Below are 22,880 nucleotides of genomic sequence, written 5' to 3'. Positions count from 1 at the left end.
GAACCGATATGTCAGAGATCAGCCGTGCCGTGCTATTCGGCAAACTGGATACGCTGTTATTTACCTCGCTTGAGAGTGCGACCGCCTTTTGTAAACTGCGTGGCAACCCCTACGTCGAGTTGGTGCACTGGCTGCATCAGCTTATGCAGCAGCAGGATGGCGATCTTCAGCAGGTGATTAAGCATTTTTCACTGGATGAAAACGCGCTGACGCGGGATATCGTCGCTGCACTGGACCGCCTGCCGCGCGGCGCTGGAGCAGTATCCGATCTCGCAGAACACATCGATAGCGCCGTTGAGCGCGCCTGGGTTTATGCCTCACTGAAGTACGGTGCCACCCGCATTCGTGGCGGTCATCTGCTGATTGGAATGTTAAAAACCTTTACGCTTGCCAGCGTCCTGAAGGGCATTTCAGCGCAGTTTTCACGCGTGAATGCCGATGCCTTGCTGGAGCAGTTTGATACCTTGCTGGCTAACAGCAAGGAAGTTCAGCAGGCGCTGGTGCAGCCAGCCGGTGAGGCCGCCGCGCCCCCTGCGGCAGGCGACAGCACCTTAGCGCAGTATGCGCAAGACCTGACCGCCCGTGCGCGCGACGGAAAAATCGATCCGGTCGCGGGCCGCGATGAAGAGATCCGCCAGATGGTGGATATCCTGATGCGCCGTCGCCAGAACAACCCCTTACTGACTGGCGAAGCCGGTGTTGGTAAAACGGCGGTGGTGGAAGGCCTGGCGCTGCGCATTGCCGCCGGCGATGTCCCTGCACCGCTGCGCGACGTACAGTTGTGGCTGCTGGATATTGGTATGTTGCAGGCCGGTGCCGGAATGAAAGGCGAGTTCGAAGCGCGTTTACAGGCCCTGATTAATGAAGTGCAGTCCAGCCCGACGCCGATTGTGTTGTTTATCGATGAAATTCACACGTTGGTCGGGGCAGGTGGTCAGCAGGGCACAGGCGATGCCGCCAACCTGTTAAAACCGGCGCTGGCACGGGGCCAGTTGCGCACCATCGGCGCGACGACCTGGGCAGAATACAAGAAATACATCGAAAAAGATCCGGCGCTGACCCGACGTTTTCAGACCGTGCAGGTGCAGGAGCCGGATGAAGCGAAAGCGATCCTGATGCTGCGCAGCACCGTCAGCGCGCTGGAAAAACACCATAAGATACTGTTGCTGGATGAGGCGGTGAGCGCCGCCGTGAAGCTGTCTCACCGTTATATTCCCGCTCGCCAGCTACCGGATAAAGCCGTAGCGTTACTGGATACCGCCTGTGCGCGCGTTGCCGTCAGCCAGGGGGCACAGCCTGCCGCGCTGGAAGATTGCCTGCACCGTCTGGCTGCGCTGGAAATCGAAGCGGAAATCGCCGAACGCGAAACCAAAGTGGGGCTGGGTGATGAAACGCGTCAGGCCAGTATTGCCGCGCAGCGCACTGCACTGGAAGCGGAGCGCGATGCGCTGGACGCGCGCTGGCAGCAGGAGCGTGAATTAGTCGAACAGCTGATTGCCCTGCGCGCACGTTGCGTCACGGAAGGGGAAACCTCCCTGCGTGAGCAGCTCGACGAGACCCGACAGAAACTGCACGCGGTGCAGGGTGAAGCCCCGTTACTGTTCGCCGCCGTGGACGCCAGCGTGGTTGCTGCTGTGGTCTCTGACTGGACCGGTATCCCGCTGGGCCGTATGGTGAAAAATGAAATTGACGCCGTGCTTAACCTGGCGGACACGCTGAACCAGCGCGTTATCGGTCAGCGGCATGGCCTGGATCTGATTGCCAAACGCGTACGTACCTCGCGCGCCCGCCTGGACAATCCCAATAAACCTGTCGGTGTCTTTATGCTCTGTGGTCCGTCGGGCGTGGGGAAAACCGAGACCGCGCTGGCGCTGGCCGAGTCACTCTACGGTGGTGAGCAAAACATCATCACCATCAATATGAGCGAGTTCCAGGAAGCGCACACCGTTTCAACCCTGAAAGGCGCACCTCCGGGTTATGTCGGTTATGGTGAAGGTGGGGTGCTGACGGAGGCCGTTCGTCGTCGTCCTTACAGCGTCGTGTTGCTGGATGAGATTGAGAAAGCGCATCCAGACGTGCATGAGCTGTTCTTCCAGGTGTTCGATAAGGGCTGGATGGAAGACGGTGAAGGCCGCCATATCGATTTCCGCAATACCATTATCATCCTTACCTCTAACGTAGGAACGCAACTGATCAGTGCGCTCTGTGCCGACCCGGAACTGATGCCCGATCCTGATGCGCTCAGCACCGCCCTGCGTAAACCCTTACTTGAGGTGTTCCCGCCTGCACTGTTAGGCCGTTTGCTGGTGGTGCCTTACTATCCATTAAGCGATGAGATGCTGGCAGAGATTGTTAAGCTGCAACTAGGGCGCATTGTCCGTCGTCTGGAAGAGAACCACGGTATTGAAGCCATTATTGACGATTCGGTGGTCAGCCAGATCGTGCAGCGTTGTACGGAAGTCGAGTCTGGCGGTCGCATGGTCGATGCCATCCTGACAAATACCCTGTTGCCGCAGATGAGCCAGATACTGCTCAGCGCCCATGCCCGTGATGAACGTTATCGTCGCGTGCGGGTCAGCTGTGATCAGGGCGAGTTTGTTTGCCAGTTTGCTGTCTAAAGCCGTTTGTTATCAGAGAGCTTTCGAATATGTCGGAAAATGATAATCACCAGAATGTACCCAATGCACTTCCGATTGGTTACCGGTTCAATGAATTTGAAATAAAAGATGTCATCGGTGGCGGCGGTTTCGGCATTGTCTATCGTGCCTGGGACCACCAGCTGGAGCGCGATATCGCCATTAAAGAGTTTATGCCTGCGTCGCTGGCCGTGCGCAGCGATGACCTGAACCTGGTATTGCGAAGTGAACGCTTCAGTAAAACCTTCCATGCGGGCCTGAACAGCTTTATTCAGGAAGCGCGTCTGCTGGCCCGTTTTAATCATCCCAACCTGCTACACGTTCTGCGCTTTTGGGTGCAAAACGACACGGCCTATATGGGCACGGTGTTCTACAGTGGCACGACGCTGTCTAACATGCGTGAACGAAATCCTCATCTGATTGATGAAAACTGGATTCGTCGCCTGCTGCCACCGCTGTTGGGTGCCATCAAGACGATCCATGATGCGGGCTATCTGCATCGTGATATCTCGCTGGATAATATTCAAATCCAGAGCAACGGTGAGCCGGTATTACTGGACTTTGGTTCGGCACGTAAAACCATCGGTAATCTTTCTGATGAAAGTGAAACCATGCTGCGTCCGGGTTATGCGCCCATAGAACAATACAGCGATAACGATGAAAGCGAGCAGGGCGCGTGGACCGATATTTACGCCCTGGGCGCTGTACTGCACACATTAATCACTGGCGCACCGCCGCCGGTCAGTGTGGTGCGCAGTATTGAAGATAACTATCAACCTCTGGTGCAACGCGCGCCGGCCGGTTACAGCCAGACCTTGCTGGCCGCAGTTGATCGCGCGCTGGCGCTAAAACCGGAAGATCGTCCGCAGAGCATTGATGCTTTCGCGGCCTCAATGGTCCTGCCAGAAAAAGCACCTGAACCGCTGCCTGAAGTTAAGTACAGCGGGCCGGGCACCATGCTGGTACCGGTTCAGGAAGAGCAAGAGGATGAGACAGCGGCTGGACCTGCAACGCCGCTGAAAAAACTGATGCGTAACCGCTTTGCACTGCCTGGCCTGGTCGCGGCGGGCGTGCTGGTGGGGGTTTGCGTCGGTCTGATGATGGCGAGTGGCGATAAAGAGGCTGCTGAGCCTGCGACCGTTGCTCAGACAGAGACCGCCCCAGCAACGCAGGTGGCCTCTCAGCCTCCGGTCGAACAACCGGCTGCAACGCCAGCGCAAACCCAGACCGCACAGGCCGAACCGGAAAAACCGCAGGAACCGGTTGCGCCACCGCCTGAACCCGTGGCGCAGGTTTATATTAAGCTCCAGCCTGGCGAGCGTGTTGAGGTGAATGGTAAACCGCAGGCCGTTGTTCCGGCAGCCAACGGTTTTGCGGCACTACAGCTGGCACCCGGCAATTACACCTTTTCTGTGACAGGCCAGCGTGGCGAACGCGAACAAACGTTGACCATTAATCAGGAAGGCGTTTGGTTACTTGATCCCCATAGTTAACAGGTATGTCTATGTCCTCACGTATAACTGTACAACTTCCCGCGGAAGGGCTGCTGTTCCGCCGTCTGAGCGGCAGCGAAGCGCTGTCCCAGTCGTTTGTGCTGGAGACGGAACTGCTCTCCACCGACGCGCGCATTGATCGCAAGTCGCTGCTGGGCAAGCCGGTCACGTTCACGCTGCCGACGGACGGCCTGATGAGCGCGGTGAACCCGCGCTACATCAACGGCAAAATCACCCGGATAGGCGTGCGCAGCGAGGAGCTGGGCGGCGTGCGTTATGCGGTGTACGGGCTGACGGTGGAGTCGGATCTGTGGCCGATGAAGCGCGACCGCAACCTGCGCATCTTCCAGAGCCAGACGGTGCCGCAGATTGTGCAGACGCTGCTGAAGGAGTACGGGGTAAACGTGGAGACGCGGCTGGCGGGAAGCTACCGGGTGTGGGAATACTGCGTGCAGTATCAGGAGAGCAGCTTCGACTTTATCAGCCGGCTGATGGAGCTGGAGGGGATGTACTACTTCTTCCGTCACGAGGCGGACAAGCACACGCTGGTGCTGTGCGACGCGCCGGACCAGCATCAGGCGTTCCCGGGCTACGAAACGATAGCCTACCACGTGACGCCGTCGGGCGGCAGCGTGACGGAAGAGGGCGTGAGCCAGTGGGCGCTGTCGGAAAGCGTGACGCCGGGGATGTACAGCACGGACGACTACGACTTCCGCAAGCCGAACGCGTGGATGCTGCAGGCGCGGCAGAACCCGGTGTCGCCGACCCCGGGTTCGGTGGACGTGTACGACTGGCCGGGTCGCTTCGTGGAGCACGGTCACGGCGAATACTACGCGCGCATCCGCCAGGAGGTGTGGCAGGTGGAGCACCACATGGTGAGCGGGAGCGGCACGGCGACGGGCATCGCGCCGGGGTACACTTTTTCGCTGCTGAACGCGCCGCACTTCAGCGACAACGGCAAATACCTGGTGACGTCGGCGCACTACGACTTTGAAGAGAACAGCTACGCCAGCGGCGACGTGGGCACCACGCGGCACAACATTGACTTCACGGTGCTGCCGGCGGCGGTGACGTACCGTGCGAAGCCGGACACGCCGTGGCCGAAGACGCACGGCCCGCAGACGGCGAAGGTGGTGGGACCGAAAGGCGAGAGCATCTGGACGGACAAATACGGCCGGGTGAAGGTGAAGTTCCACTGGGACCGTCTGGCGAAAGGGGACGACACGAGTTCGTGCTGGGTGCGGGTGTCAAGCGCCTGGGCGGGCCAGGGCTTCGGCGGGGTGCAGATCCCACGTGTGGGCGATGAGGTCGTCGTGGACTTTATTAACGGCGATCCGGATCGGCCAATTATTACTGGACGTGTTTATAACGAAGCCAGCATGCCGCCATGGGAATTGCCCGGCGATGCAACACGAATGGGCTTTATGACACGGAGTAAAGACGGACATCAGGCCAATGCCAGTTATCTGTTCTTTGAAGATAAGCCGGGCGGTGAACTGCTGAATATGCATGCTGAGAAAGACATGAATATTTCGGTAGAGAATGATAAGACCGTTGCCATTGATGGATCCCGGACTACCACTATTGGCAAAGAGCAGAGTGACGAAGTAACAGGTGATGCGAATTTTCATTATAAACAGAAGCGGACGATAACAGTTGACCAGCTCGAGTCAAAAAATTTTAATAACGGTGAAAGTGTTAAAGTAAAAAATGGTCGCAAAACCATCATTTCCAATGGTGGGAGCCACAGTGAAGTAACAGGTGATAAGTTTTTAAAACTCGACGGCCATTTTTCCAGAAAAATAAGTGGCAACGATGAAGAACACATTAACGGTAGCAGAGCGGCCACTATAGATAACGGTGATACACTGACCATTACAAATGGAGGGCTTAATGTTAACGTAAATGGCTTATGGCATCAGAGTGCAACCGCAGGTGTGAAAATTGAATCGCCGCAAGATATTACTATAAAAAGTAGTACTAAAGTTTTTATTGATTCACCTGTTTTTGAAAGAAACGATGTCCAAAAAAATAGCTTTGCACAAGATGCAATGGATTTTATTAGTAAATATGTTTCATTTTCGGTAGGAAGTGTGGCTTTCAAAGGTGTCAACTATGGCATGACAGGTGTGAATATATCACATCAAGGGTTTGCTTTCGGTCGGACCATCATTAATGCTCAAAGAGTTGAAGCCGCTCGTGTTGACAGTGGAAGCCTGAGGACAGCATTGTTTGCTCTCCACATGATTATGTAAAGAGGATTTATGTCGATATCAGGTATTGTGAATATTGTTTTAACTATTCTGGTTATTTTTGCATGTTATTATTTTGCGAATAAGATAGTGCGAGGCTCACAGCAGCGCGAACAAACTATTATTGAGAATGGCAGTGATGTGCAGATAACTATACTGTCGATGAAGCAGAACGGTCTTTTTCTTAATAACAATCCAGTGGTGGAAATGAGTTTGAGAGTAACAGACTCGCATGGAAAAAGTTGGTTAGTCGAAAAACACGAAGAAACAGTATTGCTTATTGCGCTTGATAAATATCAAGTTGGCGATATGTATGATGGTAAGCTCGATTCAAAAACAAATTCCATCATCTTTGTTAAAGATGGAAGTGGGAAGCCAATAAAGATCAACTAATCAAGTTGGGCTTTTATCCTTATAGTTTTCTTTGAAGCTTTACCTGAACGTGCATGAAAAGCAATCGGCAACTGCTTTTTATGCATGGTTGCCTTATTTTTGTCGTAAGAATTGTATTGGTGTTAATTGCTTCTCGTAGATAACAAATTTCTATCCCGGTTAATGTTATAGTGGTTGAACCAAGTAGATTATGAATATGACTTTTTTAACCGAAGTGCCTTTTTTAATTGGTGTGATCATTACTGTTTGTGTAACTGGGCTTGCACTGTCTATGTTAAAGCCTGATAAATCACAATTGAAAGGCATCAAAAACTGGATTAGTCGTGATAATTGGTCAGGAGAGGTTATCACCGTAAATGCAGAAAGTTGGTATCAAAATGATGTCCGATACGGTGATGATTTTTTTTATACTTTTTATTTTATTGCTACCATCAATGGTGTCAAAAAAAGATATGATGCCATGTGTGTCTTAAACTTCAGTCAAATACATAAAATAAGAGAGGGGGTTAAAATTTCTGTAAAATACAGTCGCGATGAACCGCCTAAAATGGCCGTGGTCAATCTTGAATATTTATAGTTTCCCTGTGATTCTAAGGGCATAAAAGAATATCCTTCGTAAGATGATTAGCTGTGCTCGAAGGTAAATATATGCTTTAGAGGTTGTTATGAGTACATTAGATAAGGGATGGTTAATTTTTGCTGCAGCCGTAGCTGTCATTGTTTTTTTCGTATGGCTAAAGTTTTTTCCATTGAGTTTTGGCCGCTTATAAAAAGCGGTTTTGTTCAGGCTCATATTATTAAGACGGGAATTTTGGTAAATGCAGATATTATTGCTGCACAGCAAACTACGGTTTGGAGTGGTGGTAAACCTGTATATAAAATTAGCTTTAAATATGTAACTTTGGACAGTAAAGAGATTGAGGCCAGTGTTTTACGAGAGTTAACGTTTGAAGAAGTTGAAAGGTATAAAGCAGGGCGGTGTACAACAATAAAATATGATGCTAAAAATCCCAAGTGTATTGCTCTGTATGATAAGCCTCTCATTTTGGAGAGATAACCCCTGTCCGATAGCTGCACAGATAAAAAGTCTCTCGAAAGGAGATGGTGGGTTTCTGTCTCTGTTTCAATGCTATGCCATTAATAGTGGTCGTGAACTATGGAATGATATAATGCCAGTTGCTGGTATATTAGCACATTGGTTCTTTTGGTATTTTATTTATGGCTTTGATCTTTCAATTGTCGGTGAATGCATAATAAACACGCTGTCAAGTCAATTTGAATTCATGCTTATTTCTTTAATCTAATGTTTTAAGGGTTAAAAAGGCAGGGTGTTTTATAAGTAAGTTATAATTTCTTGTTGGTGGTAAATTGATTTAATATGAAGTGCTTTCAAATTTTATTTGCTTTTTATTTTATTACAGGCGAGCGTGTTCTTCATGATGTTCGGAGGGCAAAAAACCGATTCCTCTAGCGCGTGTTAAGAATATTTATCTTAAGGTGCGTTTTTAAACCCTTCCAGTTTAGGTACACAACAGTAAGGGAAAAAGCGTTATTGGGCGGAAGATGAATCGCTGTACAAAGTCGGTAATGAAATTAGCATGATTTATGACTAAAAGCAGCCTGACATTGTCAAACTGTATATCGTCGGTCCAACAGAGAAAAAGAAGTATTTAGTTGTCTTTTTTTTGACTGCCCTCTCATCGTATTTATTTGACTGTCTCCCAGACTGGGAGACGCCTTGTCTCTGTTTTAAATGCTATACACAAAGGAAACCCAGGCATGAAAATTATTAAACCTCTCCGCCTGAGCGTACTTAATCGTCCTTTTCGCTGGCAGGGTAAAAACCATCTTGGCGTCACCGTGCTGGCGTTAGCCGATATGAGTGATAACCCGAAGCTCCGCCCGGAAATGGAGCTTTGGCAACTGGCTGCCAGCGAGTTACAGACCAGCGGCGGCGTTCTCGATTTAGCCATGCCAAAAGTGTGCGCCGAATTTCTGGCGACCGGCCATGCCTACACGCATCATCAAAGCGATAAAACCGCCTGCGCGGCAAAGATTGAAGTCGATACGCTAAGCAAGTCGCTGGCGGTATTTGGCGATCGCTACTGGGTTGGAAATAACATCACAGCGCCGCAGCCCTTTGAACAGATGCGGCTTGACTGGAGTCGCGCTTTTGGCGGTGAAGGCCATGATGACAATCCTTATGGAATTGGCATTCACCCCGAGGTGCATCAGGGCCATGAGTTCGTCCGCTTACCTAACATCGAAGCGATGAGCGGACGTCTTACGCAGCCTAAACAAAAGCCAGAGCCTGCGGGGTTTGGCCCGCTGGATATTAGCTGGCCACGACGTTTTAGTCGTATGGGAAAAAAATACGATTCCAGCTGGTTACAAAATGATTTTCCCGGTTTTGCGCGCGATATCGACTGGAAAGTCTTTAATGCTGCCAGTCCTGATCAATGGTGGGCAGATCGCGATACCTTACCTGAGCAAGCCGCCTGGCGAATCTGGAATATGCATCCGCAAAAGCCGATGCAGGAGGGCAAACTTCCTCTCTGGCAGGCACGCTGCTTTATTAATCGTCAGCGCGAAGATGAAACACTGTTTGAGGAAATTGCACTGCGCGCAACCACGGTATGGTTCTTTCCTCATCTGGAGCAAATGGTTCTGTTATGGCAAGGGAACACGCGCATCAATGAAGATGACGCGGCTGATGTCTTACAGTTGATGCCCGCGTTGGAAAAACGGGGAGCACCACGCTCAGTTAATCACTATCGTAAGGTGCTCACGCAACGCTTGGATAAAGAAAACGGCGCGCTGTTTTCATTTCGCGAAAAAGATCTTATCCCTGATGAAACCATTGGGCCCTGGATTGATAATCAGGTCGAGCAAACCCCCAGTCCGATGCGGGATAACATGCAAACGCGAGCAAAACATCTCCGAGAGCAGCATCGTGCGCGTATTGAGGCATCCGGCGGGGATGTGGGTGACTTGCTTAACGAACCCGATGAACCCGGGCTACCCAAACTGGAAGACTTGCCGGAATTTATCGAAAAGATGAACCGCCAGGCCGACGAGATGAAAGCGCGGGCAGAGCAACGTAAGCGCGAGATAGAGGCCCGTTATCCGCAAAGCGAAAGTGACGAGCATCAGCCACGCGGTCCGGAAACACTGTTCCGTATGCAAGAAATGCTGCAGCGCAACAAGGATAGCCTGAGTGAGAAGACACTGGCACAGATGCGTGATGCTCTCCATCAAATGTATCTCATGTCTGTTAAAAGCCAGCCACCAGCGCTGCGTCTGAAAGGCGATCTGGCACTGATAATTCGTCAACGCGCGGAACGAACGCTGGCACAGGGCGGCAACTTTAGCGGTATGGATCTTACCGGCGCTGACTTTTCTGGTATGGATCTTCGGGGAGCCGACTTTAGTAAGACGCTGCTGGAATGCGCCGATTTAAGTCACTGCCAACTGGACGGTGCCAATTTTCAGAGTGCGATGCTGGCGCGCACCGAACTGCATCATGCTTCCCTGCGCGGTTGTAATTTTGAAAACGCGAGTTTTGCCCTGGCACAGTGCTGTCAAAGTGATTTTTCCGGCGCACACTTTAAAGATACGCAGTTGCAAGAAACGCTTTTCGATGAGTGTACGTTTAATGAAGCGACTTTCAGTGAATTGTTGTTCCGGGAAACCTGGTTTACCCAATGCCATTTTCAGCGCGCTATTATGGCGTCTTGCGTGTTTATGGAACTCAGCCTTCCAGGCCTCGACTTTACAGAGGCGAAGCTCAGCAAAACGACGTTTTTAAAATCCACGCTTGCACAAGCCATATTTAACCGCGCTGAATTAGATAGCTGCTCATGGGTTGAAACCCAGGCAGATGGGGCCAGTTTCAGCGGATCAACCTGGTTGACCTGCGCGGTCGCTTCCGGGAGTTCCCTCAATGGCGCAGATTTTACCCACGCCACGCTGCGACAAAGTAATCTGCGCCAGACTCCACTCAATGGTGCAGATTTTACCCTGGCGAAACTGGAGAACAGTGACCTGAGTGAGGCTGTCTGCCAGTGTGCGAATTTCCAGCGTGCGAACCTGGCAGATAGCCTGTTTGTGCGCACCGATTTTCGGGAAGCAAACTTCACTGATGCCAATCTGATGGGGGCGATACTGCAAAAAAGTCAGTTGGGTGGTGCTCGTTTCCCAGGCGCTAATCTGTTTCGTGCCGATCTTTCACAGGCATTTACCAGCAACACCACTCAGATCGATGGCGCCTGGACCAAACGAATTAAAACGTTACCGAAGCGTGATGGAGAAATTGTATGACCACGCTTAGCGCCACTGATTTACAGCAGCGAATCAAACAAGGCCATCTGATCAGTGATGTGAAACTGGATGAACTGGATTTACGCGGATGCGATCTTTCAGGTGGTATATTCCAAAATGTTTCACTGACCCGATCCAACTTTACGGGTGCCAATCTTCAGGAAGCCGTTTTCACCGAATGCCAGCTGTCTCAATCCGACCTGGGTAATGCGAAGCTTGATCGGACAGTGTTTAACCAGTGCGAAATGTCTGGATTGACTGTCAGAGAAACGCGTCTTAACGAAACTATGTTTAACGAGTGTGAACTCACGGGTAGCGATTTTACGCACAGTCGTTTGTTTACCACGCAGTTTATGAAATGTCCGCTTAACCACAGCGATTTCACCCAGGTGGAGCTTGACCGCAGTCTGTTTTTTGAATCACCGCTGAATGAGTGCCGCTTCAATGGCTGTAAAAGTTTGCTCACGACTTTTTACGGTATTGATTTACGTCAGACCGTCATGAGCGCAGGTGCATTTGAACGCACGGTATTTTTTAAGTGCGATCAACGTGAAAAGAATTATGCACAGCAACGTTTTATTGGCTGCCAGTTCATGGACTGCGCGCTTGATGAAGCACAGTTCAATGGTGCTCAACTTTCACAATGTAATTTTAAAGGCGCTTCGCTTAAAGGCGCTCAGCTTAATCAGGTGAACGCCAGCCAGGCACTGTTCATGGAAGCAGACCTCACTGGAGCACAGTGCAAAGGGAGCCTTTTCGATCAGGCTATTTTTGTCGGTGCAATCATGGAGCATACAGATTTTACGGGCAGCCGTTTTTTCCAAAGCATCCTGCAGCAGGTAAAGGCCTCTCAGGCGTTATTCATTCGTTGCGATTTGACGTACAGCGATTTTACCGGCGCAGATATATGCAAGGCAGATTTACGCGGTGCTACCTTTTCCCGAACGCGCATGCATCGGGCGCGCCAGGAGAATGCGCAATTCTCTGGTCGTCAGGGCATTATTGAATTTGATGAAGAATTACTGGCAGCTGAAGCATGGAGCGCACAGCGCCAGAGCCGCAGTTGAGGAGATCAAGCAATGAATAGTGTCAATCATACGCTGGCAAAAGCCATTTTACCTCCAGTGCAGGCGGCTGGCGTTGTCACGCACAGCTTCGCCGATGGCAGCCTGACTGTTGAGTGTGAAGGCCGAGGCTGGCATTGTCGCCGTGCTGCAAGTTGCGTGATTGTGCCGCAAACCGGTGACACAGTTTTAATCACCAGTGTCGAAAATCAGATCTGGCTACTGGCTGTGCTGGAGCGTGCCGATCCGCAAAAGGCGGAACTCAGCATACCTGGCGATTTGCATATCAACAGTGTGGGTGAGCTGAGTTTAAGCAGTGCCGCTCTGCGCGTTAGCGCTGAACAGGGTGATTGCCATATCAACGAGATGAATTACAGTGGTGACAAGCTGTCGGCATGGATCAGTCTTTCACACATCGTTGGAAAACGAGCAGAATCCGTGTGGCAGACCATCACCCAGATTAGCCATAACCTGCTGCGTACCACATACAACACCGAACAAGTTCGTGCTGGGCAACTTGATATGAAAGCGGAAGATTACGCACGTTTGCATGCTCACAATACGGTAATCACCTCGAAAGCGATAACCAAAGTGGATTCCGAACAGATTCATATGGGTTAAGGAGTAAACATGTTTGCAAATTGTCAGCTTTTTGGTGTGGATCTGGCTTTCCCGGATGTGTGCCTGACGCCGACGCCCGCACCGGTGCCTGTTCCCTATCCAGATATCGCGTTGGGGCCAACGGCAATCCCAAATGCGCTAAATATACTATTTATGGGAATGCCTGCGCATAATATGGCAACCGTAACGCCACTTACTAACGGTGATAACCCAGGCGTCGCAACCGGTGTGGCATCGGGAACGGTCATGGGACCCTCGCGTCATCTTACCGGTTCATTCACGGTGTTATTGAAAGGCACGCCGGCAACGCGGTTGACGAGCATGAGTCTGCAAAATTCAACGAATGCGATTGGTATGCGTATTGTTCCCAGCCAGTTCAAAGTATTGATGCTTGCGCCTTAACGCGTACCCCTTTTTACCAACCCTTTTCTGACAGGGATGAATTTTATGTTTTCACGCATTACAGTCCAGTTACCCGCACAAGGACTGCTGTTCCGACGTCTGAGCGGCAGCGAAGCGCTGTCCCAGTCGTTCGTGCTGCAAGCGGAACTGCTCTCCACCGACGCGCGCATTGATCGTCAGTCGCTGCTGGGCAAGCCGGTCACGTTCACGCTGCCGACGGACGGCCTGATGAGCGCGGTGAATCCGCGCTACATCAACGGCAAAATTACTCAGATAGGCGTACGCAGCGAGGAGCTGGGCGGCGTGCGTTACGCGGTGTACGGGCTGACGGTGGAGTCGGATCTGTGGCCGATGAAGCGCGACCGCAACCTGCGCATCTTCCAGAGCCAGACGGTGCCGCAGATCGTGCAGACGCTGCTGAAGGAGTACGGGGTAAACGTGGAGACGCGCCTGGCGGGAAGCTACCGGGTGTGGGAATACTGCGTGCAGTATCAGGAGAGCAGCTTCGACTTTATCAGCCGGCTGATGGAGCTGGAGGGGATGTACTACTTCTTCCGTCACGAGGCGGACAAGCACACGCTGGTGCTGTGCGACGCGCCGGACCAGCATCAGGCGTTCCCGGGCTACGAAACGATAGCCTACCACGTGACGCCGTCGGGCGGCAGCGTGACGGAAGAGGGCGTGAGCCAGTGGGCGCTGTCGGAAAGCGTGACGCCGGGGATGTACAGCACGGACGACTACGACTTCCGCAAGCCGAACGCGTGGATGCTGCAGGCGCGGCAGAACCCGGTGTCGCCGACCCCGGGTTCGGTGGACGTGTACGACTGGCCGGGTCGCTTCGTGGAGCACGGTCACGGCGAATACTACGCGCGCATCCGCCAGGAGGTGTGGCAGGTGGAGCACCACATGGTGAGCGGGAGCGGCACGGCGACGGGCATCGCGCCGGGGTACACTTTTTCGCTGCTGAACGCGCCGCACTTCAGCGACAACGGCAAATACCTGGTGACGTCGGCGCACTACGACTTTGAAGAGAACAGCTACGCCAGCGGCGACGTGGGCACCACGCGGCACAACATTGACTTCACGGTGCTGCCGGCGGCGGTGACGTACCGTGCGAAGCCGGACACGCCGTGGCCGAAGACGCACGGCCCGCAGACGGCGAAGGTGGTGGGACCGAAAGGCGAGAGCATCTGGACGGACAAATACGGCCGGGTGAAGGTGAAGTTCCACTGGGACCGTCTGGCGAAAGGGGACGACACGAGTTCGTGCTGGGTGCGGGTGTCAAGCGCCTGGGCGGGCCAGGGCTTCGGCGGGGTGCAGATCCCGCGCGTCAACGATGAGGTTGTCGTGGACTTCATCAACGGCGATCCAGACCGTCCGTTGATCATTGGCCGTGTTTATAACGAAGCCAGTATGCCGCCATGGGCACTACCGGCTGCCGCCACACAAATGGGCTTTCTGAGTCGCTCGAAAGACGGCACTGCGGATACCGCGAATGCATTACGCTTTGAGGATAAGGCGGGCGAGGAGCATTTGTGGATCCAGGCGCAGAAGAACATGGATACCAATGTCAAAAATGATGAAACGCATAGTGTGGGTGGGGAACGGAGCCACTATGTAGCGAAAAGCGAGCTGCATCGTGTCGAAGTGAATCAGATTCAGGCTGTTAAAGGCGATACCGAAATTCTGACCGGTAAAGGTAAAGTTGATGCCGTAGTCGAAAAGTATGTTCTGGCGTCGGGAACTCAGCTACGTCTTGTGTCGGGTGAAAGTGCCATCGAACTGAACGCCAATGGCACTATCAATCTGATCGGCAAAGATTTCAATTTCTTCGTGGAGAAGGACGGCAATATTACCACGGGTGGAAAACTGAATCTGAACACCGAAGGGGCGCAACCGGGAACCTCTGCGCCAGGAGCGGGGCATAAAGGCGATATCAGCGCGGCTGTTCAGGAGAAATTTACGCCGGGAAAGCCTGAAAGGGCAGGTGCGCTGGCAAGCGCACCTGCTGACGCTTCAAACAATGTAGCTAATCCTTCTGGCGTTCAAACCCCATCTTTTAGCGGTTATGGCAAAGATGTCGACAATTTGGTTGAGAAATCACCTACCATGAAACAGGATATCACCACGCTGAAAAAGCGTGGATGGGTGTTTAAAGAAGGTGAGGCCGGTAAGGGGACTTCAGCGGATCGTCAGGGCCGTATCATCACAGTCGATAAAAGCCAGATGAATAACGCCGCTAACGTCGTACAGTCGCTGTCACATGAGAGTGGACATGCTCTTTATAAACCCAATATTGATCTGAGTTCTAAGAATAGTTACCTGAACAGTACACTCAGTGATGAAGGCGCTGCCACACTAAATAATATTCGTGTACAGCGTGAAATCATTGCCCATCAGGGCGGAGACATTGGTATAGCAGGCAACGCTGCGAACCAAAAGGATTACAATGGTATCTTCGACTCTCTGCAAAAAGGGGACATCACTGAGAGTGACGCGAGGATGAAGATCGGGCGTATATTCGGAAAGGGTGAAAAGACCTCCACGACCAATGAGTTATACGAGGATTATTATGGAGGTTGGTATGATAAAAATTACCCGGCAAAGTAAACTAGCAATAATGTTACTGGCAGGTTTTTTTTTAATAAACGGATTAGTGGAAGCAAAAATGCAAGCAAATGATATATGGAGCTTTGTCGCGCAAATGCGTTCCAACGTAAAAAGTTTGTCTGTACAAAATATCCACAATGCCCCACTGGCGTTCACATTACAAAGTCAGAATGAATATATCAATTTTTACCGGGCTGATCAGGTCAGGCTTAAAGATACTTTGTTGATCAATGATATTGAGTTACGTCTGAGTAAAACCTCTGACGGCATGGCACCTTTTTTTAGTTTTTCGCCACAAGGTAAATGCATCACACTGAATGAAATCAAAAAACACTATCAGGCGATCCGGTTAACGGATTACCCACGTGGTCAGTCTGAACATGAGCTTACCAGCTATACATCATCCCCTGATACGAACGGGCAGGTTATCACCTTTTCATTCACGGTTAAAAATCCGGACTGCCTGAGTAGGGTGATTATTACTACGGAAGAGTAAATTAGCTGCTTACATACAATGATGCTCTGGTACAAAGCTCGGCAGTAATTGCTGTCTTTGTATGCGATGATCTGGCTCGAATAATCCTCTCTCATTAGAAAATATATGACGTTAAACAGGTTGTTTTTGACACTGGCGTTTTTATTCACGCCTGTTTTAAGTCTGGCAAATACTCTGTCGACAGAGACGGTGCCTCCACTGAGCGATAACGATTTCTCTGTCCTGCTAAACGACTATGCCTTCACGCCTGGCGACGCATGGAGCAATCAAAGCTTCATACGCGCAGGCAAAGCCCTGAGTTCAGTTGTGGCCGGAGAAGTGGACATCAATGAGCAGCGCTACAACTATTACCAACACAGCTATGACGGCTTTGAGTTATTCAGCGCGACGGCGGTTGGGAACGACAGCCATACAATTCTGGCAGAGATCCTATTGGACGGTGCCAGCGTGCCGACGGCTCGTAATATCATCGTCGGCGATAGCATGGAACAGGTTCAGAAAGCCTATGGACCCGGAAAAGAAGACAACAGTGATAATCAGCACTGGCTTATCTATAAGATGGGTGAGAAGCAGTTGATGTTCGAAATTGACCAGCAAAAAGTCAGTCACATCATGTTGAATACCACCATGAGTGCAGAGCAACATGAAGTCAGCGCTGATCAGGCTATCGCCGTAGCGACGAACGCGATTCATACTTATCACCTCACCGCGCTTGATGATCAATGTCTGAGATACGACCTGGATGACACCAGTGAGAAGGCGTTCTACATCATTACGGTTCGTGAAGATAACCACGACGTCAGTTGCGGCGGGGACCCGGATATTTCTCCCCGGCTTTTTGATATCAAAGTTGCTCGTGATAACACACAGATACTCACAAATGCCGATAATGCTGATGGCGATTATCGTAGCCTGGTTCCACCCGCCACAAACAATCAATAAAACGGACATCCTATGAATTATCAGTTTAATGAGGGCGCTTTTGCGCTGTTTCCTGCTGCCTGGCAGGACACCACCATGAATATTTTGCGGGATGACGCCAGCGGACTGGCATTAGTGGTGAGCCGGGGTGTGATTCCTGAGGACAGCGATGCGGAAAAAGAGTTTCAACGTCAGTGGGACACGTTGCGCAGCCAGATGGGTCACATTCAGCAGACTGAGTTTGTTCGGGTTACGGCTGGCGCGGATAACGCTTTGCGTGCGGTAGAAGTTGAAACCGCATTCGATCGTAACGGACAAGCCGTGTGGCAGCGACAGTTGGCGGCCCGGGTTCCGGATAGCAACATCTTAATGATTTTTACCCTCTCCGCGATGCGCGCCTTCAATGAAGCAGACGGCCAGCGCTGGAGTGCCTTCAAACAAAGCCTGAGTCTGAACAACCCACGGAAAGCATAAGCTATGGATAACCGTGCGGCCCGTGTGGGCGATGAGATCATTCACTCCAGTATTTTCGCTGATATCACCAGTATTGTTGCTGAAGGCGCAGCCTACGCCGTGATCGGCGCTGCGGTCGGTGCGGCGGCAACAGCAGCAGCACCATTGCTGGGTGCAGGAATGGCTGCGGCCGGCGTGGCAGCCATTGGTTCCAGCTGTCTGCTCAGCGGCATTATTGGCGGTGTATTAGCGAACGCTGCGGGCATTTCGGATGACATCACTAAAGCGGCCGATGGGCTGGGAGACATGATATTCCCGCCTTCTCCAGCCGGTGTGATCGCTAGCGGCTCTGAGAATGTTCACGTTAATGGTCTTTTAGCTGCACGCGCGGCCGGGATGCTTACGCCTGGAGATACGCCGCCACCGGAACCGCAATCGCCCAAGAGTTTCGCAGACTATGGCGGCATGCTGCTCTCTGCGGTGGGGCAGTTTGGCAGTGCAATGTGGCAACCCACGGTCGCCTCTGCCGATGCTGGCACCTCTCCGCTGGAGCAGGACAAAGTGGCCTGTGAAAAGCACAGTGCACCGCAATATCTGGCGCAGGGATCGAAAAGCGTCTTTATCAATGGCCAGCCTGCGGTGCGGGCAAAGGATAAAACCACCTGTGATGCCACGGTGAGTGACGATGTTTCTCCCAATGTCATCATTGGTGGTGAAACCGTCACAGTAAGAGAAATTAAAAGTGGCAAGGTGCCAGGCCTGGCCGTGATGATGATCGGCCTTTCCCTGATTCGTGGTCGCCCCAGCCAGATCCTGAAAAATATGCCCTGCGCGCTGGCGAGCGCCGTGGGCGGGATGATGGCGGATATGGCGATTAACGCAGCCTTTTCGTCGTTGTTCCCGGTTCATGCCTCCACCGGCGTCAAAGTTCTTAATGATGATGCCGAGCGCGATTTCTCCCTTCCTGGCCGCTTCCCGCTTAGTTTCCAGCGTAGCTATAACAGCCTGACACAGCGCAGCGGATTATTTGGTTCTGGCTGGGCGACGGTGTTTGACAGCTATTTAACGCTGGATGGCAATCAGGCGACCTGGTTTGATGACAACGGGCGCGAGCTGAGCTTTGCGGTTCCCGGTGAAAAAGAGGTGCTCTACAGCATCAGCGAAGGGCTGATGGTACGGCGCAACGAATTGGGTGATATCGCCATTGCCGACGACGACGGTGCGGTATGGCGTCTGTACAGACGTACGGCCGCTGATCCGCAAGTGCTGCGGCTGGCTTCTCTGAGCGATGAGTACGGCAATGCGCTGGAGATGGGCTGGGATGAGCAGGCTCGCCTGGTGCGTATTCATGACGCGCCGCTGGCTATTGATGTCACCCTGCATTACGACGACAGGCTGCACACACGGCGTCCGACATCAGCCAGCCATTTTGATGGTGATCAGCACTGGCCATTAGCGCACTGGACCTACAATGAACAGGGCCAGCTTGCCAGCGTCACCGATGCCGCAGGCGTTGTCTCGCGTCGCTTCCGTTACAACGATGACGGGTTAATGGTCTGGCATCAACTGCCCGGCGGACTGGAAAGCGAATATCGCTGGCAGAAACTGGATCACTGGCGCGTCGTTGAAAACCGCACCAATACCGGCGACGGCTGCCATATGCATTACGACTTAGAGGCCGGTATCACGCGCGTTTCCACCTATGACGGTCAACAGCGCGAACACCACTGGAATGCCGCAGGCCTCATCACCTGCTTTATTGATGAGCGCGGCGAGAAGTGGCGCTATGAGTGGGATGAAAACGAACTCCTGACGCGTCGTATCGATCCGCTGGGCAACGCGGTGAGCTTCACCTATGACGATCTGGGCAACCGCGTTGAAGAGAAAGATGCGGATGGCGGTGTGCAGGCGGTGCAATGGCTGTCACACCGTTCTCTGCCGACGGTCGTCGCAGGGGCAGACGGTGCCACAACGAAATACTATTACGATCCCCATCATGGCCTTGAGCGCGTGGTCGATGCGCTCGGGCAGAGTACCTTCTATAAACGGGATGAGTTTGGGCTGGTTGTCGAAGAAACTGACGCGGCGGGTAACAGCTATCGTCGCGAATTCAATGATGCCGGCCAGGTCATCCGTGAAACAGACTGTTCAGGACTGACGACGCGTTACCGCTATCATCCCCTTGGCTGGCTCAGCTGTGTGACTGCGCCGGATGGTGAAGAAACCCGGTATCACTATGATGCAGCGGGCCGTCCTGTTCTGCTGGAGCGGGCAGAGGGCTGGGAAGAGCGGTTGCGCTGGAGCGACAACGGCCTGCCACTGGCCCATGAGTCAGCCGATGGTAAACGTAGTGAATTCCGCTACGATAATGTCGGACGCTTAATCGCCAACCGTAATGCCCAGGGTGAGACGGTTCAGCGCAGCTGGGACAGCCGCGGCCGGTTGACGGCGCTGCAAAACGAGAACGGCGAGCAGTATCAGTTCGAGTGGGGTGCCGATTCCCTGTTGCTGGCCCAGGTCGGGCTGGATGGCGTTGCCACGAAATACGATTATGACGCCGCGGGCCGCACGGTATCACGCACCTTTGCCGCCGGACATCCTCAGTCCATTACCCATCGTTACCACTGGAGCCGTGCAGGGCAACTGCTGGCGCGGACCACGCCGGAAGGCCAGACGCGCTATCACTACAGCGGTGGTGGTCAACTGGGTAAAGTGTCGCAGCATCTGCCGCTGTCTGACACCGCGTGGAGCCAGCAGGCCGAGCAGGAGATTACGTTTACGTATGATGCGCTGGGCCGCATCGTAGGTGAGCAGGGGGAGCAGGGCGCACTGGCCTGGGATTACGACGCGCTGGGCAACTGCACGGCCTTAACCCTGCCGGATGGCCGTAACCTGAAACAGCTTTACTACGGCAGTGGTCATTTACTGAGCATCGCGCTGGACAACCTGCCGGTCACCGAGTTTACCCGTGACACACTGCATCGGGAACTCAGCCGCACGCAGGGCGGCCTGACCACGCGCAGTGAGTATGACCGGTTGGGCAGGTTGCGCCGTCGTGACGTTTTCAAAGGGGAAGCACAGCGCCCTGCGCCGCGCGTCTGGTCCCGTCGGCGGGACTTCGATTACGGCAACAACCTGATCCGTGAAGAGCGCGACGATAACCCGTTCAGCCAGACATTATGGAACTACGATAACGCCGGTCGGCTGCTGTCTCAGGAAGGCGCACAGCCGGGTAATGAGCAGTGGCGCTGGGATGGCGCAGGCAACCCGCTGGATCGCCATACTGCTTCCCACATCATGCATAACCGTGTCACGGAGCTGAACGGTATCCGTTGGCAGTACGACATTCATGGCCGTACCACCGGGAAGGATGACGGCCAGACCCGCTGGCGCTACCGTTACGATGGTGAGCACCGCCTGACGGACGTCATCAGCGAACCGCGGGACCGCAATAAGCCACGCACTAAGGTGAGCTTCCGCTACGATCCGCTGGGGCGACGCATCAGTAAAACCAGCCAGCAACTGTTACAGGGCAGGCCGTCTGGCAGGGCCGTCACAACACGCTTTGTCTGGGAAGGCTATCGTCTGCTGCAGGAGATCCACGACGACATTCCGCTTACCTATGTCTACAGCGACAGCCAGAGCTATGAGCCTTTGGCCCGTATTGATGGCGTGGAAAGCCCGGAGATATTCTGGTTTCACTGCGCGGCAAACGGCACGCCGGAACGGCTGACTGACGTTGAAGGGCAGAAAACCTGGGAAGGTGTGAACAGCCCATGGGGCAAACTGCTGCGCGAGTCTAATCAGCGAATTCCGGTGGTGGAGCAGAACCTGCGTATGCAGGGCCAGTACCTGGATCGTGAAACGGGGCTCCACTATAATTTGTTCCGTTATTATGATCCGGACAGTGGCCGGTTTACCCAGCAGGACCCGATAGGGCTGGCGGGCGGGATTAACCTTTACCAGTACGCGCCGAATGCGCTGGGATGGGTGGATCCGTGGGGACTGAGTAGGTGTAGAAATCCTTCTAAAGAAGCGACTAAGTGGCAGGGGCCACATAATAGAGATTATCCAGGCATTGATGTATACACTAATAAAGTAATAAAAAAAGGGACTATACTCTATGCTCTCCATCCTAATGGAGATCAATTGCCAGCATATACTGTAAGTCATCCCACTGTAAGGCAATATAAAGGTGATCCACTTGGTTATCATGAAGCCCTGCAAATTAAGTTAAACCCAGCATTCCCTATGCGTTCACAGGTAAGAGCTTATTATGTTACAGAGGATATATATGTGGCTACGGGACGTGCTGAGGCGAACGCACGGTACGGCAAAGGTGGAGGGCTACAATTCTATATCCCAGAAGAAGCAAGACTTAAACTGAAACCAGGAAAAATAATAGATATATGAAAAAAATGACTTTAGATGAAAATACTGGAATTTTGCGGGTGAATGAAAATGAGATAGAGCTTAAATCTTATGATTTGTTTATTAATTCTCATTTTTTTCAATGCTCTAAAGATTTGACCTGCGTCGGTAAATATTGTTTTTTTGCTAAAGAAATTATCTGGCATAATGAACCATTTGCTATAGAGTTCAGACCTGCAGTTTTTTCTTTTAAAGGTAGCGTTTATCTTATTAGCAAAAGTGGTGATTATTTTCAAAATCTTCACGATTGGAATAAAAAAGCTGACTTAAATATATTGAAGGATGAAGAAAAAAGGCTATATGAATGGACTTTAAATCAATACCCTGAAAACTATGATGGTAAAATAAAAAAACCTCCCTATGGGTATATATGGCGCTTCCAATGGGGTAATGTAGTGGTTCAATCAAACCCTAATACTTTTGAATGCGGTATATATATAGAATGGAATTGATCTGGTTTTTTAAATTTTATTTTATTGTTAATTATATTTTTAGGGTTGTAAAAAGACGATATTCTAATAAAATCATCATGTTTTATAATTATTAAGATGTGGGAGTTATTTTGGTGTCATATTAATGATGGCACACAAATTAATATTTATTATCTTGCCCTGCATGCTTTTAGCAGGGTATTTGATGGGGTGTCAAGAAGTATGAGTGTATTGAGAAATCGGGCTTTCTTTTGTGATGAGTTTACAGATTATCTTCAGTTTTTTAAGAATAACATTAAGAATGATGTAAGTTGAAAGGATAAAAAGTTGCATGTGGGAAAATAATAATTTCTTTCA

General features: G+C 51.8%; 16 protein-coding genes. All 16 read left to right on the top strand.

The window, feature by feature from the left end:
• Positions 1–8: 8 nt before the first annotated feature.
• The 16 genes from tssH to A6A26_RS18165 all read left to right on the top strand — a co-directional run bounded on the left by tssH (position 9) and on the right by A6A26_RS18165 (position 22,544).
• Positions 9–2,618, top strand: a complete 2,610-nt coding sequence (tssH, locus tag A6A26_RS18240; RefSeq protein WP_063880046.1) for a type VI secretion system ATPase TssH — start codon at positions 9–11, stop codon at positions 2,616–2,618.
• A 29-nt stretch (positions 2,619–2,647) separates the two neighbouring features.
• Positions 2,648–4,129, top strand: coding sequence for a serine/threonine protein kinase (locus A6A26_RS18235; RefSeq protein WP_063880045.1), 1,482 nt, complete (start codon positions 2,648–2,650; stop codon positions 4,127–4,129).
• Between the two features lie 11 nt (positions 4,130–4,140).
• Entirely contained in the window at positions 4,141–6,384 is a 2,244-nt protein-coding gene (locus tag A6A26_RS18230; protein ID WP_063880044.1) for a type VI secretion system Vgr family protein, read from the top strand.
• Between the two features lie 9 nt (positions 6,385–6,393).
• The gene (locus tag A6A26_RS18225) at positions 6,394–6,774 is read left to right on the top strand and encodes a hypothetical protein (protein ID WP_063880043.1); all 381 of its coding nucleotides are present in this window, start codon (positions 6,394–6,396) and stop codon (positions 6,772–6,774) included.
• 190 nt (positions 6,775–6,964) lie between these two features.
• The gene (locus A6A26_RS18220) at positions 6,965–7,351 is read left to right on the top strand and encodes a hypothetical protein (RefSeq protein ID WP_253851905.1); all 387 of its coding nucleotides are present in this window, start codon (positions 6,965–6,967) and stop codon (positions 7,349–7,351) included.
• A gap of 153 nt (positions 7,352–7,504) precedes the next feature.
• The gene (locus A6A26_RS18215) at positions 7,505–7,831 is read left to right on the top strand and encodes a DUF3592 domain-containing protein (RefSeq protein ID WP_253851904.1); all 327 of its coding nucleotides are present in this window, start codon (positions 7,505–7,507) and stop codon (positions 7,829–7,831) included.
• Positions 7,832–8,553: 722 nt separating this feature from the next.
• Entirely contained in the window at positions 8,554–11,094 is a 2,541-nt protein-coding gene (locus A6A26_RS18210) for a DUF2169 family type VI secretion system accessory protein (protein ID WP_063880041.1), read from the top strand.
• Positions 11,091–12,161 (top strand): pentapeptide repeat-containing protein, encoded by a 1,071-nt coding sequence (locus A6A26_RS18205; RefSeq protein ID WP_063880040.1) that lies wholly within the window; start codon positions 11,091–11,093, stop codon positions 12,159–12,161. Before A6A26_RS18210 ends, A6A26_RS18205 begins: the two co-directional genes overlap by 4 nt.
• Before the next feature lie 12 nt (positions 12,162–12,173).
• The gene (locus A6A26_RS18200; protein ID WP_063880039.1) at positions 12,174–12,779 is read left to right on the top strand and encodes a DUF3540 domain-containing protein; all 606 of its coding nucleotides are present in this window, start codon (positions 12,174–12,176) and stop codon (positions 12,777–12,779) included.
• 9 nt (positions 12,780–12,788) lie between these two features.
• On the top strand, positions 12,789–13,181 hold the full coding sequence (locus A6A26_RS18195) for a DUF4150 domain-containing protein (protein WP_063880038.1): 393 nt from the start codon (positions 12,789–12,791) through the stop codon (positions 13,179–13,181).
• Positions 13,182–13,226: 45 nt separating this feature from the next.
• A complete protein-coding gene (locus A6A26_RS18190; RefSeq protein WP_063880037.1) occupies positions 13,227–15,791 on the top strand; it encodes a type VI secretion system Vgr family protein in 2,565 nt (854 codons plus the stop codon).
• A complete protein-coding gene (locus A6A26_RS18185) occupies positions 15,766–16,287 on the top strand; it encodes a hypothetical protein (RefSeq protein ID WP_253851903.1) in 522 nt (173 codons plus the stop codon). The genes A6A26_RS18190 and A6A26_RS18185 overlap by 26 nt, the downstream gene beginning before the upstream one ends.
• 126 nt (positions 16,288–16,413) lie before the next feature.
• Complete coding sequence (locus tag A6A26_RS18180; protein ID WP_253851902.1) at positions 16,414–17,229, top strand: hypothetical protein; 816 nt, start codon at positions 16,414–16,416, stop codon at positions 17,227–17,229.
• Between the two features lie 12 nt (positions 17,230–17,241).
• Positions 17,242–17,682 carry a DcrB-related protein gene (locus A6A26_RS18175; RefSeq protein WP_063880035.1) on the top strand — a complete coding sequence of 147 codons (441 nt, stop codon included), beginning with the start codon at positions 17,242–17,244 and terminating at the stop codon, positions 17,680–17,682.
• 3 nt (positions 17,683–17,685) lie between these two features.
• Positions 17,686–22,074, top strand: coding sequence for an RHS repeat-associated core domain-containing protein (locus A6A26_RS18170; protein ID WP_063880034.1), 4,389 nt, complete (start codon positions 17,686–17,688; stop codon positions 22,072–22,074).
• Positions 22,071–22,544 (top strand): hypothetical protein, encoded by a 474-nt coding sequence (locus A6A26_RS18165; protein WP_063880033.1) that lies wholly within the window; start codon positions 22,071–22,073, stop codon positions 22,542–22,544. Before A6A26_RS18170 ends, A6A26_RS18165 begins: the two co-directional genes overlap by 4 nt.
• The last annotated feature ends 336 nt before the right edge of the window (positions 22,545–22,880 follow it).

It is taken from the genome of Pantoea sp. OXWO6B1 (assembly GCF_001641135.1).
GTDB classification, from domain to species: Bacteria; Pseudomonadota; Gammaproteobacteria; order Enterobacterales; family Enterobacteriaceae; genus Pantoea; species Pantoea allii.
The sequence above is the reverse complement of the archived record's forward strand: the minus strand, read 5'-3'. Positions and strand labels throughout refer to the sequence as shown.

Bases quoted from the DNA above. Each gene is read 5' to 3' on its own strand.
- A6A26_RS18235 (WP_063880045.1), top strand. From the start codon at position 2,648: ATGTCGGAAAATGATAATCACCAGAATGTACCCAATGCACTTCCGATT.
- A6A26_RS18175 (WP_063880035.1), top strand. From the start codon at position 17,242: ATGAATTATCAGTTTAATGAGGGCGCTTTTGCGCTGTTTCCTGCTGCC.
- A6A26_RS18210 (WP_063880041.1), top strand. From the start codon at position 8,554: ATGAAAATTATTAAACCTCTCCGCCTGAGCGTACTTAATCGTCCTTTT.
- A6A26_RS18230 (WP_063880044.1), top strand. From the start codon at position 4,141: ATGTCCTCACGTATAACTGTACAACTTCCCGCGGAAGGGCTGCTGTTC.
- tssH (WP_063880046.1), top strand. From the start codon at position 9: ATGTCAGAGATCAGCCGTGCCGTGCTATTCGGCAAACTGGATACGCTG.
- A6A26_RS18200 (WP_063880039.1), top strand. From the start codon at position 12,174: ATGAATAGTGTCAATCATACGCTGGCAAAAGCCATTTTACCTCCAGTG.
- A6A26_RS18185 (WP_253851903.1), top strand. From the start codon at position 15,766: ATGATAAAAATTACCCGGCAAAGTAAACTAGCAATAATGTTACTGGCA.
- A6A26_RS18215 (WP_253851904.1), top strand. From the start codon at position 7,505: ATGGCTAAAGTTTTTTCCATTGAGTTTTGGCCGCTTATAAAAAGCGGT.
- A6A26_RS18205 (WP_063880040.1), top strand. From the start codon at position 11,091: ATGACCACGCTTAGCGCCACTGATTTACAGCAGCGAATCAAACAAGGC.
- A6A26_RS18170 (WP_063880034.1), top strand. From the start codon at position 17,686: ATGGATAACCGTGCGGCCCGTGTGGGCGATGAGATCATTCACTCCAGT.
- A6A26_RS18165 (WP_063880033.1), top strand. From the start codon at position 22,071: ATGAAAAAAATGACTTTAGATGAAAATACTGGAATTTTGCGGGTGAAT.
- A6A26_RS18190 (WP_063880037.1), top strand. From the start codon at position 13,227: ATGTTTTCACGCATTACAGTCCAGTTACCCGCACAAGGACTGCTGTTC.
- A6A26_RS18195 (WP_063880038.1), top strand. From the start codon at position 12,789: ATGTTTGCAAATTGTCAGCTTTTTGGTGTGGATCTGGCTTTCCCGGAT.
- A6A26_RS18225 (WP_063880043.1), top strand. From the start codon at position 6,394: ATGTCGATATCAGGTATTGTGAATATTGTTTTAACTATTCTGGTTATT.
- A6A26_RS18220 (WP_253851905.1), top strand. From the start codon at position 6,965: ATGAATATGACTTTTTTAACCGAAGTGCCTTTTTTAATTGGTGTGATC.